Genomic DNA, 16,497 nt, shown 5'->3' with positions numbered 1-16,497 from the left:
TTTTATGACATCTTATTATTTTGTATACCAATTGTAGTTAATTTCTTGCTATAAAAAATTAATAACAATGCTATTAGCGCCACTTTATTTGAGTAAAAATGTAATATGAGAAAATAAAATAAAGTTGCCACCATGATTAAAGTTGATTGATATGAGGAATATTTATTATCTAAAATTGGCAAAATAAAATAAAAAATTAAAAAGATTAATACAGAAATAACTCCAGCTCTTCGCCAGATTTCTAGTAATATATTATGTGATCCGAAGTCGCCTTCCTCTTGATATTGAATAGGAATATCCTTAGGTTCATAATCATAACTTCCCCACATCGGTGATTTCTTAATTTCGTCAATGCTCATCTCCCAAACTTCAGTCCGGCTATCTAAAGCTCCAAGTGACTTTTTAGATTCTTGATAGGTTTGATAATAATTTACTGCTGTCTTATTTGTAACAATAATAACTGAAAATAATAAATATATAAGAAGGATTTTTATATTATAATTATATATTAAATAAAAAATAGCTACTAAAAAAAAAGTAAAGAAAAACCCAAAACTATATGACATAACACATGGAATTAGAATTAATCCTGAAAACACATATTTTTTCCAGCCTTTAATTTTTTTATCTGTTATTAGAAATATGAAAACTAAAATACATGGAAAGTAAATGGCTGTAGCGTCTAACTTTTCTGTACCCATTCTTGCAAAACCACTACCATAAGTTCCTTTATATCCCGTAAGAACTAGAACAGTATTATCAATATTTGATAAGTATAAAAAATAGGGTATTAATAAAGTAATTCCCAAGCAAGAAAATAATTTAAGCTTAAAATTTTCAATATCGAAATTTTTTGAGATGAATAAAATTGACATTAAAATTAATGATAAAATTGTAGTTAATAGAGAGGTTGCATGAGACAGATAACTACCTTTAAATAATATTATTATAATTGGTATTATTAATAAAAATGGATAAAAAAGAAAATTTTCAAATAGAATTTTTCTTTTTTTATTAAATAAAATATTTAATAATATTGCCAAGTATGATACATAAGTGTAATAGTTTTCATTTACATCTTCAGCATTATAGGGCAGAAGTGCAGTAGTAACAAAAAAGATAATCAAATAATCATATTTAGATATAAATATAATATTTAATATCACAAACATGAGAATTCTAAGCTCGGGAGCTTTAATAATATATATTCCAAATATTAAACTTAGAATTACAATGAAATGCTTGCTGTTCATATCTAATTTTTAAAAGTAATTAATAAATAAAAAATTAGTACAAAAAGTAATGATAAATTAATGATAAATTTTGTTTTCTTATTTTTAGAAATAGTATTCATAAAGCTTAAAAAAATTAAACAATATATAGCACTATAGAAAATTGCCAACTTTAAATACAGAAAAAAATTAAAGTGATGTAGGTTTGACAAAACGAACCACAATGGGACAAGCCCAAATACACTAATTAAAGCAAATATAAACACACCTTTCTTCAGTGAATAAGTGATTTTTTGCTGCAATTGGATATAGAAAAAAGTTCGCTGATAGAACCCTATTAAAAACCCAAAAAATACTTTGAGGTACTTGTCTAATTTAAAAAATGTAGCAACAGAAGATGTACTTTGATTTGTTATATAATTTATAATTAGAAAAAAGTTTTCTACCAAAAAACTCATCCAAATATTATTTCTTGTAAAACTAATTTTATTATTTAAAAAAACGAGGTCATTACGCTTAAACTTTTTGAGACTGAAATCCAACTTAAAAAGTATTATAATACAAAGAATTGAAGCTATCTGTATCATATATAGCTGTAGAATGTAAAAAAAGTCAAGTCTAAAATAAAAAATTAATACAGCTGAGACGATTGAGAGAACTGAGGTTAAGACAGATCTTATATAAGAAATTTTTGAAAGCAATCCATCTGATTCTATAATTGTTGTAATATAACCAGCCCAAAATGTGATACCTATATAAGGTATAAGTATATAATAATATCTATTTACATGATATAAATCTAATAAGAAGTTTAATACTGAAATAAGAATAATTATACTGTAAAAAAATAAAAATCTATATAGGGATATCGACAACCAATAATTCCTTAATCTTGGAGCTTTATATTCTGCAGATTTTACTATTGTATAAACACCTGAATCGTAATAAATTATTCCTAATGACTGAATAATTTGGATTATTCCTATCGAATAAAACAGCTCATTCGACAAATACTTAAATGAAAATATTGTTAGGATTAACTGAGTAATCTGAATTAGGAGAGTCTCAGTAAAATAGGATAAAAAAATATGTATATTTTTTTTGAAGAGAGATATATTAAGTTTTTTTAAATTCATAAGCACACTATTTATTTTCAATTGATTCTAAAATCGAATCAATTGAATGAACATATTCCTCTTCATTCATATTATTACTAACCAATAAACAATTGTCTAACATACCAACATAGCTTTCAAAATCAGATAAATCACTTGAAGTAATTAAATTTGCAATCTGGTAAACATCATTACATAAAAATCCAACATTTGCAATTTTCGAAATATCTGTTAAGGAAGTATTATCTGTAGCTATTATAGGAGTAACTAATGAAATAGCTTCAATTAAAGATAGTCCGAACCCCTCAACAAACGATGGTAGAATTAAATAATGAGAATTAATAATCAACTCTTGAACTTCTTCATCATTTTTATTAAGGTGTATAACAATTCGACCATCATTAACATATTCATTCAAAATAGATAAGTTTAGATTATGTCTCGTACAAATATGCAATATACAATTACCAAATCCTGTACTAATTAGTCTGTCTATAAGATGTAAAATACCTTTTCTGATTGAAATTGTTCCCACATATATGATATTTATTTTAGACGTGGTTTCAAAGTTTTCAACTTTCTTTCTATAAATATCATCTTTATTTTTAATTTGAAACTTTGAATAATAAGGTAAGACATAAATATTACCAGTATATCCTGCAAACAAAAGAGATTTTTTAGTTTCCGATGATGCACATATAATATTATCAACACTTGAGAAATCATATCTCATATCTTCACCATCAGTCAATGTTTCAAGTTCATTATCTACAATATCATCAAAATGAATATTCTCAAATTTTTTCAAACATTCATTTGCATATTGTAATCGTTCTTTTACATAAAGAGTTTCTGGATGTATTTGAAATACAATTGTATCATAATTATTTTTCTTTAAAATATTCACTATACCTTTCGCATAATAACTAAACACTATTACAGCATTTTTTTTTGATGAATATTTTAAAATTGTTTTTAAATATTTTTTTTTGAAAAACTCATCAGAGTCTAATCGAAATATTTTAGTTAAAAAGAAATAAAAAGGAAAATGAACAAAATATTTTTTTGGTAATGGAATTCTAAATCTTGCAATATTGCTACCCGCAATAGAAAGGGCAAAATCAGTAATAAGGGTTTGTAATTTATTTTTATCATATAAAGCTTTTGCTAAAAAATAATAATCCCGTGCCCCTGAATGAACGACTATATATTTACTTGCTTTTTTCATAAATTACCTGATATTGTTCCGATACTATTAAAGGACTTAGATTTTGCTGAAATATCTTTATACTTTCACCTTTCATTTCGTTAAGAATATCTCTATCATTCTCAAAAAATTTAAGAATATGCCTTTTAAGGTCTTCCTCATTTCTATTTATTACATATCCATTATTATCAATATAATTTCTCACATCCCCCCAATCAGTTGTAATAACAGATAATCCAGATGCTAATGCTTCTATAAAGCTCATACTAAAACCCTCTGTATGGCTAAATGATATATAAACATCAAATAACGGTAATAGTTTTAAAACTTCAGAACGTTGTACATTCCCGAAAAAAAATATCTTCTTATTATCAACGTTATTATCAATCAATGAATATAGCTGTTCTCCTGAACCAAATATGTATAGTTCGTAGTTTTCGCCTAATTGATTAAAAACATCGACGATCTTTGATATTCCTTTATTTTCATCAATAGCACCAATAAAAACAAATTTAATTATGTTCCGCATTTCATTAGAGCTCACTGTTGGTAAATTTAGATTACAACAATTGGGTACTATAAAACTATTTGTTAAATCTATACCAAAACATTTTTTAATTTTTTCTAATGATAAATAGTCTACACTACTTACAATCAGTCTTTCTAAAAGTATTCTTTTAAAGAATAAAAAATGTAATTTCCTGACAATACTCTTTTTATTATTCATAAAACTATCATAAGCCGGAAATCCATGAATTGTTATTAAAGAATTATTTTGGTTCTTTTTATTTAAAAAAGCTGCGCTCATCTGAGCATTATGAAAATGATAAAATGTATTTTTTTGATTAAAAAAAGTAAAAAATCTTGATAAAATGTAAAACACAAAATAAAATATTGTATTTATTTTTAAAGGACTATAAATTTTTTTAACATCGAAATTAACAAAACTACTGTCTACTTCATTAATATTTATGGTTTTATCATAAATCACCATTAATGAAAATTTTACATCTTTACTTTTAGATTGTTCGGCAACTAAAGATGTTATAAGACTTAAAACTCCCGTACTTGGATTACATACCACATGAATAACTTTCATATCCTAATTATAAAGTTAAAATAAATAATTTACTTAAATTCATCAGGTAATAAATTATAAACTTTTTTCACATCCTGTGATTTTTCTTTGTGAAGGATTAATAAGGCATCCGGAGTATAAACCAAAATAGAGTTTCTAAGTCCTACAAAAGCGGTAAATATTCCCGTTCCAATTAACATATTCCCATTTTCATCAACAGGATGGCCTGTCGAACGCAAATAATCATATAAAGATTCAAAAGATCCCAAATCATTCCATCTGAAATGGGCAGGAACTACTTTTATCTTTTTTGACCTTTCCATTACAGCGTAGTCAATGCTTATGGAAGGGATTTTAAGGGAAGCATCAATATTTAAACAATGATTTTCAGAGATCTGCCATGCATAATTACATTTTTCAAACAATTCAGGCTGATAATTTTTCAACTCATCTAAAAGTACACCTGCCTTAAAACAGAACATCCCGGAATTCCAAAGAAAAGTACCTCTCTCTAAAAATTCCTGAGCCGTTTCGGTATTGGGCTTTTCTCGGAAAGAAAGCACATCTTTGCCTTCATATTCAATATAACCATAACCTGTTTCTGGTTTTGAAGGTACTACTCCGAAAGTGACCAAGAAATCTTTTTTGGCTAACTCAATCGCCTCTTTTAATGCTTTTTCGTAAGCATCCTGATTCTGAATGAGATGATCAGACGGTGTGATAATCAATATATCGCTTGGCTCGACCGCTAGCGCTGCAAAAGCAATTGCAGCCGCTGTATTCCGGGCAGCTGTTTCAGTAATAAAAGTTTTGGGAATGGAAATTTCATTCAACAGTTGCTTGCTCCATTCGATATGATCCTTGTTACCCACCACCATGATTTGATCCACCACCTTCTGGTTGCGTTCTGCTGTTAATTCAAATAAAGCTTTACCTGAAAATAATTTCAGAAACTGTTTCGGATGTTGCTTACGGGAAAGAGGCCAAAGCCGGCTTCCTACCCCTCCCGATAAAATGACGTTGTATATTTTCATGCTCTGTTGTAATCATCTTCCACTCTTACAATATCGTCCTCACCGAAGTAAGTTCCGTATTGTACTTCTATAAAAATAACCGGATCACTGGTTTTGTTCTCCATACGATGGTGCGCTCCTAAAGGGATCTGTGCAACCTCTCCCGCTTTATAATTTTTAATTTCATCATTTATGGTGATCGTTCCTATTCCTGATACGATAGTCCAGACTTCAGCTCTGTGATGATGATATTGTAAGGAAAGCCTTCCTCCCGGATTAACCAGAATTCTCTTTACTTTATGAGTTTCAGCATCTTCTAAAACCCAATATTCTCCCCAGGGTCTTACATCATGTTCCAACATTCTACTCTTGTTTAATCTGCAAATCCGCTAAGGTTTATACAGAAATTATTTTTATAGTCTTTGATCTACGTTTTCTTTTGAAAATACCCCCTTCACGTCATAAATCACCCCTTTTTCATTAATCATTTTATCTAGATTAAGATTCAGGAATTCCTGATGTGCTACAGTAAGAATTATCGCATCAAAGCTTTTATCATTTTCCGGAAGTTCCGAAAGGCAATGAATATTATATTCATTTTTCACTTCGCCTGCGTCTGCCCACGGATCGAAAGTAGTTACTTCTGCACCATATTCTTCTAAATTCGTAATCACGTCAATGGCTTTCGAGTTTCTGATATCCGGACAGTTCTCTTTGAATGTAATTCCTAAATTCAAAATTCTCGCTCCCTTCACCCTGATATCATTCTTAATCATCAGCTTAACCACCTGTGATGCCACAAAAGCCCCCATTGAATCATTCAATCTCCGGGCTGCCAAAATCAATTCGGAATAATAGCCTATTTCCTGTGCCTTTTGAGCTAAATAAAAAGGATCAACTCCAATACAGTGACCGCCAACCAAACCTGGCTTAAATTTCAGGAAATTCCATTTTGTACCGGCCGCTTCCAATACATCGTGGGTATCGATATCCATCAGAGAAAAAATTTTGGCAAGCTCATTCATAAAAGCGATATTCAGATCCCTCTGTGAATTTTCAATAACTTTAGACGCTTCGGCAACTTTTATGGTAGGTGCCAAATGGGTTCCTGCGGTGATCACCGATCTGTATAAATCGTCCACCATCTTTCCTGTTTCAGGAGTAGAACCGGACGTCACCTTCAATATTTTATCAACCGTATGTTCTTTATCTCCCGGATTAATTCTTTCAGGTGAATAGCCTACGAAAAAATCTTCATTAAATGTTAGCCCTGATATTTTTTCTAAGACCGGAACACATTCCTCTTCGGTAACCCCAGGATAAACCGTCGATTCGTAAATGACAACATCCCCTTTTTTCAGAACTTTTGCTACAGTTTCGCTTGATTTGTACAAAGGAGTCAAATCGGGTCTGTTATGTTTATCTACAGGCGTCGGAACTGTTATAATATAAACATTGGCTCTATTAATATCATCTATCGATGCTGAACAAAATAATCCGTTCCTGCTTTCTGTTAAAAACGGATTGTCCTCTGAAAGAACAGACTGCAATACTTTGTCTTCTACCTCAAAAGTCGTATCAATACCTTTTTGTAAGTCTTCAATTCTTCTTTGATTAATATCAAAGCCCACAACCGAATATTGAGTTGCAAAAAGCCTGGCTAATGGTAACCCCACATATCCTAAGCCAATTACTGCAATTTTGTGTTTACTATTCATTATTTTTATTCATCTTGATGTTTAAGCAGAAATTAAAAGTACTTAAAATTTTCCGAACAGTTTTTTCCAGAACGGCTGATGTGCTTCAGCTGAATAGCCGTAGCCATATTTATAGCCGTATCCATAGCCACTATTCATCTTATCCACATCATTGAGTACCAAGCCCACATTCTTAATTTTTTTATCTTTAATTTGCTTATTGATAAAAGAAACCAGTTCTTTCTCGGTATAGCCGGAACGTGTTACATAAACAGTTACATCGGCAACATCGGCAATAAGGAAGGAATCGGTAACCAGCATCAGTGGTGCAGTATCTAAAAGAATATAATCATAATCGGCTTTTAAACTTTCTATAAGCTCATGATATCTTCCGTTGGATAATAATTCCGTAGGGTTGGGAGTGATGGCGCCTGAATAAATCACATCACAATGTGGATTGAATGAGGTCGGATGAATAATTTCACCGGCTTTCATTTCGCTATCATACATAAACTCAGATAAGCCGATAAGCCCTCTTCTGCTCTCATTATATCGCTGCAATTGCGGATTCCGTATATCAGAACCGATAATAATCACTTTTTTACGTGGAGTCGCGAGGGTTAATGCCAGGTTTACTGAGGTAAAGGTCTTCCCTTCGCCTTTTACAGTAGAGGTCACAAAAATCACATTGCCCTTTTTTCCCTTCGGCAACATAAAATTAATATTGGTGATCAATATTCTGAATGATTCGGCCAAAGGCGACAAATCATTAACCTGCACAATTTCCTGTTCTCCTTTTTCCAGAGAAGGTAATTCACCAATAACGGTAACTCCCTTTGCTAGCTTTTCAAGATCATTTTTTGATTTAATCTTATTATTAAATAATTCTGCCAGATAAATGATTCCAAAAGGAATCAACAAGCCTATAATTAATGCTGCCAAATAGATAATCATCCGTTTAGGGGATACAGGAGTGGGATTTGTCAGCGCATCATCTACAATCCTTGCTTTTGGAGCAGCAATTGCTAATGATATCGCTGCTTCTTCTCTTTTCTGTAATAATAATAAATAAAGCTGTTCCTTTATATTTTGTTGTCTTTCAATACTTCTGAATAATTTTTCCTGAACAGGAATCTTTGAAATTCTTCCTGACAAACGGTTCTGTTCGTCCAAAATATTATTTCTTGAAATTTGAAGTGCCGATCTGCTTTTCTGTAAGCTCTGGACAATTGAACTTCGCATACTGTTGATTTGCGAAGTGATGTCCTGAACAATTGGGTTTGCGGTCGTTGAATTTTCCAGCAAACGGTTCCTTTCAATAACCAGCTGATTATAATTTCCGATATCGGATGAAGTATCAGCATCTGAAAGCCCTACATTTAAAGGTAAAACCTGATAGTTTCCCTGCCTGCTAATTGAGTTTAACAAACTATTCACCAATTCAAGCTGCGATTCATTTTCAATCTGCTTTTCTCTTCCTGAAGCAGCCGTTTTTAAAGAAAGTTCCGCTTCGGTCTGAATATCGGCTATATTGTTCTGTACCTTAAAACTTTGTTTCTGGGATTCTACATCTCCCAGCTCCTTACTGATCAAAGTAATTCTTTCATCAATAAAGTTTGCCGTTTTCTGTGCCTCCGAATTTTTATCCAGATTGGCTTCCCTGTTATAATTTACAGCTAAACGATTTAAAATATCTTCAGATTTTTCCGGAACAGGATTGGTTATGGCAATTTTCAATACGGTCGCTTCTTTCTGTACCAGACTTACATTTAATTTGGAAAGATAAGATCTTGTTCTGTCCATAGCAGACATAAACTGAAGCCTGTAAATATCTTCCTGTTTGGCCTTGTATGCCGGATTTTTCTGTAAAATGACCACACCAAACGGCAATGATACTGCCTTGTTAAAAGGAGTATAAATTGGCTTTTTAAAACTCTCGGATTCAAGCAGCACAGTACCGCCGGTAATTTTTGCAGTAACCTCTTTAGAAGGGTAAACACCCTTATTTTTCTCACTGATCACTCTCACAAAGAAAGGAGTACCGTCTTTATAAAGCTCAGTTTCTTTTAATTTTCCTTTAGAATAAACATTGGTTTCTAATGACAGCTCTCTTACCACAGAAAGCATCAGTTTTTTCGACTTTAAGATCTCTATTTCATTGTCAACCGAATTGGTTCCCATCCCTCCAATTCCACCAAGCTCTGAAATAACGGACATCTCCGGCTGACCAGATGTTGATTTTTTAACTTCTTTAATTAATAAGGTCGATTCAGTACTGTAAACGGGTATACTATATCTTAAAAAAAACCATGCAACAACAATGGCAGTGATGCCACCAATTATAAACCAATACCAACGATAAAGATAAGGTTTTATGATTTCTCTGACGTTAAGATCTTCTCCCTGAAATTCTTCCTGATTTCTGTTGTAATCCACTATTGATTTGGTGTAACTGGTTAAATATTAATTTTTTGTCAATGCTAAAACTCCAATGACTAATGAAGCAATTACTGATGCCACAGAAATATACAATCCTGTATTAGGGTCCACTCTTGCCGATTTTTCCCTGTTGGCATTCGGCTGAACGTAAATGACATCGTTCTGTTTCAGATAATAATAAGGGGAATTGATAAACTGAGCACTTGTTAAATCCACTCTTTCTTTAGTAATTTGCCCATCAACATTTCTGACAACCAACACATTTGTTCTGATCCCGAATGGCGTCGCATCTCCTGCAAGCCCCAATGCTCCCAGTAAAGTGGTTCCTCCGTCAGGAATGACATATTGACCGGGCTTATTCACCTCTCCTAATACTGAAATTTTAAAATTAATCAGTTTTAGATCGACAACCGGATTTTTTACATAAGCAGAAATAAGATCAACCAGCTTTGAACGCAGAGTTTCAACATTCTCGCCCTTAGTACTTACTATTCCAATTTGCGGAAAAGTAATATTCCCATCAGTATCTACAATATAAGTAGATCCTGAAACAGGAACCTGCTGAGGAAGACTGTTTGAACTGGGAACTGTATACTGTGTTGTAGTTGTACTTGATGAATATGACTGATTGAAAGGTTTAACCACATCCATATCCTTTGCCGTAACCGTAATAATCAATTGATCGCCCGGCTGGAAAGTAATTCTGCTGTTTTTAATTGAGTTGTCAAGGACGATATTCTCAATATCTTTCATGTAGGTAATTTCCTGGCGGGGCGCACAGGAGAATACTGCCAAGCCTAACGCACCAACTACAAGATATTTCTTAAAATTCATTTCTTTTGATATTTTTTTCACAAAAATAGGATTATTATTTTCTAAATAAAATTTGTTTTCAGTTATATTAAAACCTATACTTATACTGCAGCATCCGGTTCTCCAAGCAACAGTTCCCCTTGTTCTAAAGAATCAGTTTTTTTATCCAAAGCTTCAAACTGAGAGTTATTGCTTATAAATTCAGGTACAATAGCTTTCAAAAGGGTGACCACTTGTACTTTATCTCTTTTAACTGCTGACTTCACAATTTCTTTGCATAAAAGATCTATCTGTTCAAATGCAACACAAGGATCCTTTGAGATCATTATTTTTTCATGATGGGTGGGAATTGTGGTGGCATTGTCACTAAGCAATTCTTCATACAATTTTTCACCAGGCCTCAAGCCGATAAATTTGATCTGGATATCCACATCCGGTGTGTATCCGGAGAGCTTAATCATTCTTCTTGCCAGATCTAAAATTTTCACGGGTTCCCCCATATCAAATACATAGATTTCTCCGCCTCCTCCCATAGTTCCTGCCTGAAGGACCAGCTCACATGCCTCGGATATCGTCATAAAATACCGGATAATATCAGGATGGGTAATCGTTACCGGACCACCTTTTTCAATCTGTTTTCTGAAATGCGGAATAACGGAGCCGTTTGATCCCAACACATTACCGAAACGCGTGGTAATGAATTTCGTAACGTTACCTTCCGAATTTTGCAGAGACTGCACAAAAAGTTCTGCCGTTCGTTTTGAAGCCCCCATGACATTGGTCGGATTGACCGCCTTATCCGTTGAGACCATGACAAATCGGTTCACTTTATATTTTTTAGAAAGAACAGCAAGATTTTTGGTCCCTAACACATTAACAAAAATAGCTTCATGCGGATTTTCTTCTATTAAAGGAACATGCTTGTAAGCGGCAGCATGGTAAACCATTGAAAACTGATATATTTCAAATATCTTCTCTAATCTGTAGCTGTTTGAAATATCCGCTAGTACAAACTTAAATTCCTGTTCAGGGAATTTCTCCAGTAATTCCAGTTCCAATTCGTATAAAGGAGATTCCGCCTGATCCAGCACTACAATTAAAGAAGGGTTAAACTGAGCAACCTGTCTTACAATTTCGCTTCCGATAGAACCTGCCCCGCCAGTTACCAGTACATTTTTTTCAAAATGTCTTTTTCTTACTTCTTCATTTTCAATCTTTATAGGTCTGCGGTTTAAAAGATCCTCGATCTGTAAATGACGGATTCCTCCTACCAGATCAGAATCGCGCATCTTGCTTAAAGTGGGAGCCTTCAGAACTTTCAGACCATGATCCAGTGCACAGGTCATCCATTCTTCAAGTTCCTGCTTCGACATTATTTCTTTAATGATCAAAACCGCATCAAACTGACTCATAATAGGTTTGTTTCCACAAAATTTATCAATATTATAGATTTTATGACCTAACAGCAATGCTTTGTGGGAATCTGATCTTCTGGTAAGGAAACCTTCTAAACGGTATGGATAATTGGGATTGTGTAATATAGCTCTTGCTAAAGAAACAGAGGCATCCCCGACCCCTACCACCGCCACTCTAATCTTGGATGCGGACCCTTTGAAATCGATCAGAACATTAAAAAACTGTTTGATAAACATTCTGAAAAAAAACATAACCGTTACCGAAATAAAGAAATAAAGAAACAGATATGGATATAAAAACAAAGATTTTCCCAGCGATATTTCAGTAAAAAAATTAACGATGACTAAAGTAGCCAATGTACTTCCGGATGATAAAATAATTTTGAAAAAATCAAAAAATGTTGAATGCCTTATGATTCCTGCATAGGTTTTAAAAACAAACATAAACAGGATATTGATCCCTACCAATAAGAGTTTCTGTTCTAAAATATATTGTGGAAAATGAATTCTTACATGAAGATTTTCAAGAAAAAAATGAGAAAAGAATATGGATAGCAGCACTATTGAAATATCAATAAGAATAACTGACCACCTAGGGATATATCTTAATTCGGTAAGCTTAACAATATTATCTCCGTTGTAAATAGCATTAAAAGCATCAGTCAGCTTTTTCATCCAGCATTTTTGGTGTTTAATTTAGTTTTGCAAATCTAACAATATTATGATTACAAAAAAATTAAATATTAGGGGTCACTTTATATCAAAACATATACTATTAATTATCAAATGATTAACCAAAAAAAATTAATCTAAAAATAACTAAAAGAAAATCTTCAAATAAAGTTTTCCCTGATGTTCTATTGACCATATGGATATATTTCTGTACAATGCCAAAGGGTAATTTCAGCATAGATTACTTTGAAATATTATAAAAATTCCCGAAGCAGATGCTTCGGGAATGTGATATCCTTTGTAATTTAATTTTTTTCGATTGCCTTTTTTTTATTTGAAGCGACAAATACCAGAACAACTGCCACCATAAAAAGGAAAGGAAGGTACTCATCTATCGGAGCGACACCAGGATCTCCCGGTCCTGCAGGAGTACTTTTATCCTGCATTTCAGATGTTTCGTCAGGTTGGTCATAAACATAAGGATTATCAGATTGAGCCGACAAAAATCCGGAAACAATCAGGGCAAATATGATGATTATCTTTTTCATTTTATTTAATTATTTTTTGAGTAAATTGTTTTCCTCCAGAAACGGCTTTCAGGATATATATTCCTTTTGTCTGAAGTTTTACAATTACTGATTTAGAATTGGCTGATATCTGCTGAATTTTTCTTCCGGCAGCATCGAAAACTTCAACAGATTGGATATTATGATGATTTCTCACTACGAAGTCTTCGCCATCTCTGTAAACTTCAAAAGTTCCTTTTTCTGTTTCATTCGTAGATAAAACATTCAATTTATATACGATTTCAAATCGGTTCGTAAAGTCTCCCGCATTTGCCGCGAAAGTATAATTCCCAGATTGCAGATCGGTATATGTTCCGGTTTGCTTATCATGAAGGTAGATTGGCTGACCGTTTGTAAATAATCCCTCTTTGTGAGAAAGAGAAATGGTAAAGTTTCCGTTTTCAAAATGCTTATTGCCTAGTGGTACCACATCATTGATCTGGAAAGGTGCTCTACCCTGGATTACCAGTTTTTCAGTTCCTGCCAGACTGTAGAATGCATCAGAACCCATTCCCATTGCTCTTGAATCGTACCCATCGTAAGCATCAGATGCCCCTTGGTTGTAAGTGATGGCCTGAGTAAGAGCATTTCCATAAGATGTGGTCAGTCTGATCCAATATTTACCTTCTGCAGGATTTACATTTTTATTCGTCGTAACAGCCGCTGCTGAAGTACGCATGGCATTTGTAAATGTCGCAGCTGTTCCATTAATTGATTTTACGATAAAACCTTGACTGATCTTAGCAAAACTGCCTAAAGAATTCAGTGATGCGGAACTGTAAGACTGTGTATTCGGTGCTTCGGTCCAGGTTCCTGATTGCGCATTGAAAGTAGCAAAGCCTACATTCACTGAGGTATTCCCGGTTTGTGTCGTAACATTTCCTGTTGTATTATCCCAGAACCATAAGGTCGGTTCAATGGCTGAATTGTTGGCCGTATAAAAATCGGCCAAGCTTATGTTTGAAGGATAAGGATTACCAATTAAATTATATCCGTCTCCGGCATTACTCAAGGCTACATTGATCGTTCCGTTGTTAGGAACCTGAGCAGCGCCTCCAAAAACGAGACTGGCATTGGTAGCCGGAACTTTTACCGAATACCCTTTTCCTGCATTGTTTGTGAAGTTGGCATTGTCATTCGCAATCGTCGGATATAAATTGGTTGCCGGATCATAGCTCATCACATACAACGGAGCTGTAGATGAAGAACCGTTGGCATACGCCGTAAATAAGTTCTGGTTGGCAACCGGGGAAGACCAGAAAGCATATTTGTTCTGTACGCTCGCTGAATTTTTAAGTACTTTAAATGATCCCGTCTGATTCAGCACTCCCGAGTCTTTGATGACAAGATTACCTCCGTCTTCTACTGTTACATCTGCAGCAGCAATCGTCTTTGTACCATTAATTTCCAGAACTCCGCCGTTTTTGATGATTATGTTGTTAGCTGTAAATGTTGGGAAATTATTTGTTGAATAGTTTGCCGTAATAACTACATCCGTTGTAGAACTTGGGGCACCATTGCTCCAAGTAGAACCGTCCCAAATCGAAGGTAACTTTTTGTATAACTGTGAATAACTATTTGTTAAAGTTGAAGATGATCCATAAGCTCTAAAATCCCCGGTTGAAGAATTATATCTTAAAAATCTTCCTGAAGTTGTAGTATCACCATTATTCTTTATAGTAAAATATTGATTTGTATTATCATAAACAATTGTCCATTTTTGAGAATCTGTTGTTACAGCAGAAGGAGCTGTTAATGTAGTACTTGAACTCCAGCCTATAAAATTTCCGGTCTGAACACGTTGCAAAGTATATACATTATTTCCAAGTGAAACTATTTTTACAATAATATTATCACTTGGATTCGCTATTGCTCCTCCTGATGCAGTAACCGAAATACCAATATAAGCCGGAGAAGAGGGAGTTCCGACTGCAAATTCATTGCTCTCGTTAGTAATAACATAATATCCGTCTACAAGATCAGATACAGAATTTATTTTTTGATAAATGATTGCAGATGTAACCGTTACATCGATCGTTGCATTGTATGCACTCCAGTTAGCATCTTCCAAAGCACTTGCTGTTATTGTTGCATAACCAGCTCCTACAATACTAAGTTCATTATTGTTTGCAATAGAAATTACTGACGGGTTACTGCTTACATAGGATATATTCTTATTTGCATTTGTAGTAGCATTCAAAACAACGTTAGCACTTCCGGTAAATAAACTATATGATGTATTATTAGTAGTGGTTTGAGTTGCTTTAGCTAAATTAATACTAAAATTACCAACACCGGATCCTGCGGCATTCGTCGCCGTTACGCTAAAATTAAATGTTCCGGCTTCCTGAGGTGTTCCGGAGATCACACCCGTTGTGGAATTTAAAGATAATCCTAAAGGTAAGGATCCGGATGTAACGGAATAGTCAGTAGGATTATCAGTCGCAATTACCTGATAATTGAATGAAGTATTATATGTTCCAGATAAATTACTGTTGCTTGTAACTGAAGGTGGATTTGAAGGGATCAATGTGCCTTTAATCGCAATATCGTCTATACACCAAAATTCCTGAGATGCATTGTTTACTGCAATGATCTTTACGTATACATTTGTCCAGCTGTTTGGAATATTTACAACAATTTTAGAAAATGCACTTGATCCTGTAAGTGTTGTATTATCCGCGGGAGAATATGTCTGAACAACCGGCGTTCCCGCAGTGGTGGATATTACACCTGTCCCGCTCATTCCCCATCTAACATTTGTGGAACTAGAATTTACGGTAACATCCGGAGTAGAAGAAAATGTATTTGTTTCAGAAACATAAACTTCCAGTTTATCTACAGTTGAGTCGATTCCGTTTCCGTTAGTTGTTGAAATTGACGAGTTCCATAGTTCTAATGACTTTGAGGTATAATTCGAAATATTTACTCCATTCGTTGTTAATGTTGAAGTGTAAACTACACTTCCAGAAGATCCTCCCTGGCCTGACTGAAATGATTTGGAACCTGATTTAATCCGCTGATTGCCTGGTGTCCCAGTATTAACACTAGAACTCGTCCAAGTCCCCTGACTGCTCAATGTCAAGGTTGGAGTTCCATCTTCAGCTCCATTCGAGGCTATTGTACTCTGCCCCCATCCCCACACCGAGAACAGAGCCATCAAAAATGCCATCAACATCTTTGATAATTTTTGTAATGTTAAATTCATAATTATCTTTTTCGTTCGGCAAATCTAAATAATATTAATGAA

11 protein-coding genes are annotated in these 16,497 nt (G+C 33.7%); all 11 read right to left on the bottom strand.

Annotation, left to right across the window (positions count from 1 at the left end; genetic code table 11):
* Positions 1 to 2: 2 nt before the first annotated feature.
* On the bottom strand, positions 3 to 1,253 hold the full coding sequence (locus ACED20_RS15490) for an O-antigen ligase (protein WP_294240626.1): 1,251 nt from the start codon (positions 1,251 to 1,253) through the stop codon (positions 3 to 5).
* Between the two features lie 1,122 nt (positions 1,254 to 2,375).
* Positions 2,376 to 3,575 (bottom strand): glycosyltransferase, encoded by a 1,200-nt coding sequence (locus ACED20_RS15485; protein ID WP_294240628.1) that lies wholly within the window; start codon positions 3,573 to 3,575, stop codon positions 2,376 to 2,378.
* Positions 3,559 to 4,653, bottom strand: coding sequence for a glycosyltransferase family 4 protein (locus ACED20_RS15480; RefSeq protein WP_294240630.1), 1,095 nt, complete (start codon positions 4,651 to 4,653; stop codon positions 3,559 to 3,561). Before ACED20_RS15480 ends, ACED20_RS15485 begins: the two co-directional genes overlap by 17 nt.
* Before the next feature lie 29 nt (positions 4,654 to 4,682).
* On the bottom strand, positions 4,683 to 5,666 hold the full coding sequence (locus ACED20_RS15475; RefSeq protein ID WP_345766391.1) for a sugar phosphate nucleotidyltransferase: 984 nt from the start codon (positions 5,664 to 5,666) through the stop codon (positions 4,683 to 4,685).
* Entirely contained in the window at positions 5,663 to 6,004 is a 342-nt protein-coding gene (locus ACED20_RS15470) for a phosphomannose isomerase type II C-terminal cupin domain (protein ID WP_294240646.1), read from the bottom strand. Before ACED20_RS15470 ends, ACED20_RS15475 begins: the two co-directional genes overlap by 4 nt.
* 54 nt (positions 6,005 to 6,058) lie before the next feature.
* The gene (locus ACED20_RS15465) at positions 6,059 to 7,363 is read right to left on the bottom strand and encodes a nucleotide sugar dehydrogenase (RefSeq protein ID WP_378105586.1); all 1,305 of its coding nucleotides are present in this window, start codon (positions 7,361 to 7,363) and stop codon (positions 6,059 to 6,061) included.
* 42 nt (positions 7,364 to 7,405) lie between these two features.
* A complete protein-coding gene (locus ACED20_RS15460; protein WP_378105584.1) occupies positions 7,406 to 9,778 on the bottom strand; it encodes a GumC family protein in 2,373 nt (790 codons plus the stop codon).
* A 27-nt stretch (positions 9,779 to 9,805) separates the two neighbouring features.
* Positions 9,806 to 10,615: a polysaccharide biosynthesis/export family protein gene (locus ACED20_RS15455; RefSeq protein ID WP_294304041.1), complete on the bottom strand. Its 810-nt coding sequence runs from the start codon at positions 10,613 to 10,615 to the stop codon at positions 9,806 to 9,808.
* 80 nt (positions 10,616 to 10,695) lie between these two features.
* Entirely contained in the window at positions 10,696 to 12,684 is a 1,989-nt protein-coding gene (locus ACED20_RS15450) for a polysaccharide biosynthesis protein (protein WP_378105582.1), read from the bottom strand.
* Positions 12,685 to 12,986: 302 nt separating this feature from the next.
* The gene (locus tag ACED20_RS15445; RefSeq protein WP_294198105.1) at positions 12,987 to 13,229 is read right to left on the bottom strand and encodes a hypothetical protein; all 243 of its coding nucleotides are present in this window, start codon (positions 13,227 to 13,229) and stop codon (positions 12,987 to 12,989) included.
* Position 13,230: 1 nt separating this feature from the next.
* Positions 13,231 to 16,455 carry a putative Ig domain-containing protein gene (locus ACED20_RS15440; protein WP_378105578.1) on the bottom strand — a complete coding sequence of 1,075 codons (3,225 nt, stop codon included), beginning with the start codon at positions 16,453 to 16,455 and terminating at the stop codon, positions 13,231 to 13,233.
* Between the last annotated feature and the right edge of the window lie 42 nt (positions 16,456 to 16,497).

Source organism: Chryseobacterium sp. sg2396 (genome assembly GCF_042610505.1).
In the GTDB taxonomy this organism is placed as follows: Bacteria; Bacteroidota; Bacteroidia; order Flavobacteriales; family Weeksellaceae; genus Chryseobacterium.
The sequence above is the reverse complement of the archived record's forward strand: the minus strand, read 5'-3'. Positions and strand labels throughout refer to the sequence as shown.

Excerpts from the sequence above, each read along its gene's own strand:
- ACED20_RS15490 (WP_294240626.1), bottom strand. The coding sequence starts at position 1,253 with ATGAACAGCAAGCATTTCATTGTAATTCTAAGTTTAATATTTGGAATA.
- ACED20_RS15485 (WP_294240628.1), bottom strand. The coding sequence starts at position 3,575 with ATGAAAAAAGCAAGTAAATATATAGTCGTTCATTCAGGGGCACGGGAT.
- ACED20_RS15480 (WP_294240630.1), bottom strand. The coding sequence starts at position 4,653 with ATGAAAGTTATTCATGTGGTATGTAATCCAAGTACGGGAGTTTTAAGT.
- ACED20_RS15475 (WP_345766391.1), bottom strand. The coding sequence starts at position 5,666 with ATGAAAATATACAACGTCATTTTATCGGGAGGGGTAGGAAGCCGGCTT.
- ACED20_RS15465 (WP_378105586.1), bottom strand. The coding sequence starts at position 7,363 with ATGAATAGTAAACACAAAATTGCAGTAATTGGCTTAGGATATGTGGGG.
- ACED20_RS15455 (WP_294304041.1), bottom strand. The coding sequence starts at position 10,615 with ATGAATTTTAAGAAATATCTTGTAGTTGGTGCGTTAGGCTTGGCAGTA.
- ACED20_RS15450 (WP_378105582.1), bottom strand. The coding sequence starts at position 12,684 with ATGAAAAAGCTGACTGATGCTTTTAATGCTATTTACAACGGAGATAAT.
- ACED20_RS15445 (WP_294198105.1), bottom strand. The coding sequence starts at position 13,229 with ATGAAAAAGATAATCATCATATTTGCCCTGATTGTTTCCGGATTTTTG.
- ACED20_RS15440 (WP_378105578.1), bottom strand. The coding sequence starts at position 16,455 with ATGAATTTAACATTACAAAAATTATCAAAGATGTTGATGGCATTTTTG.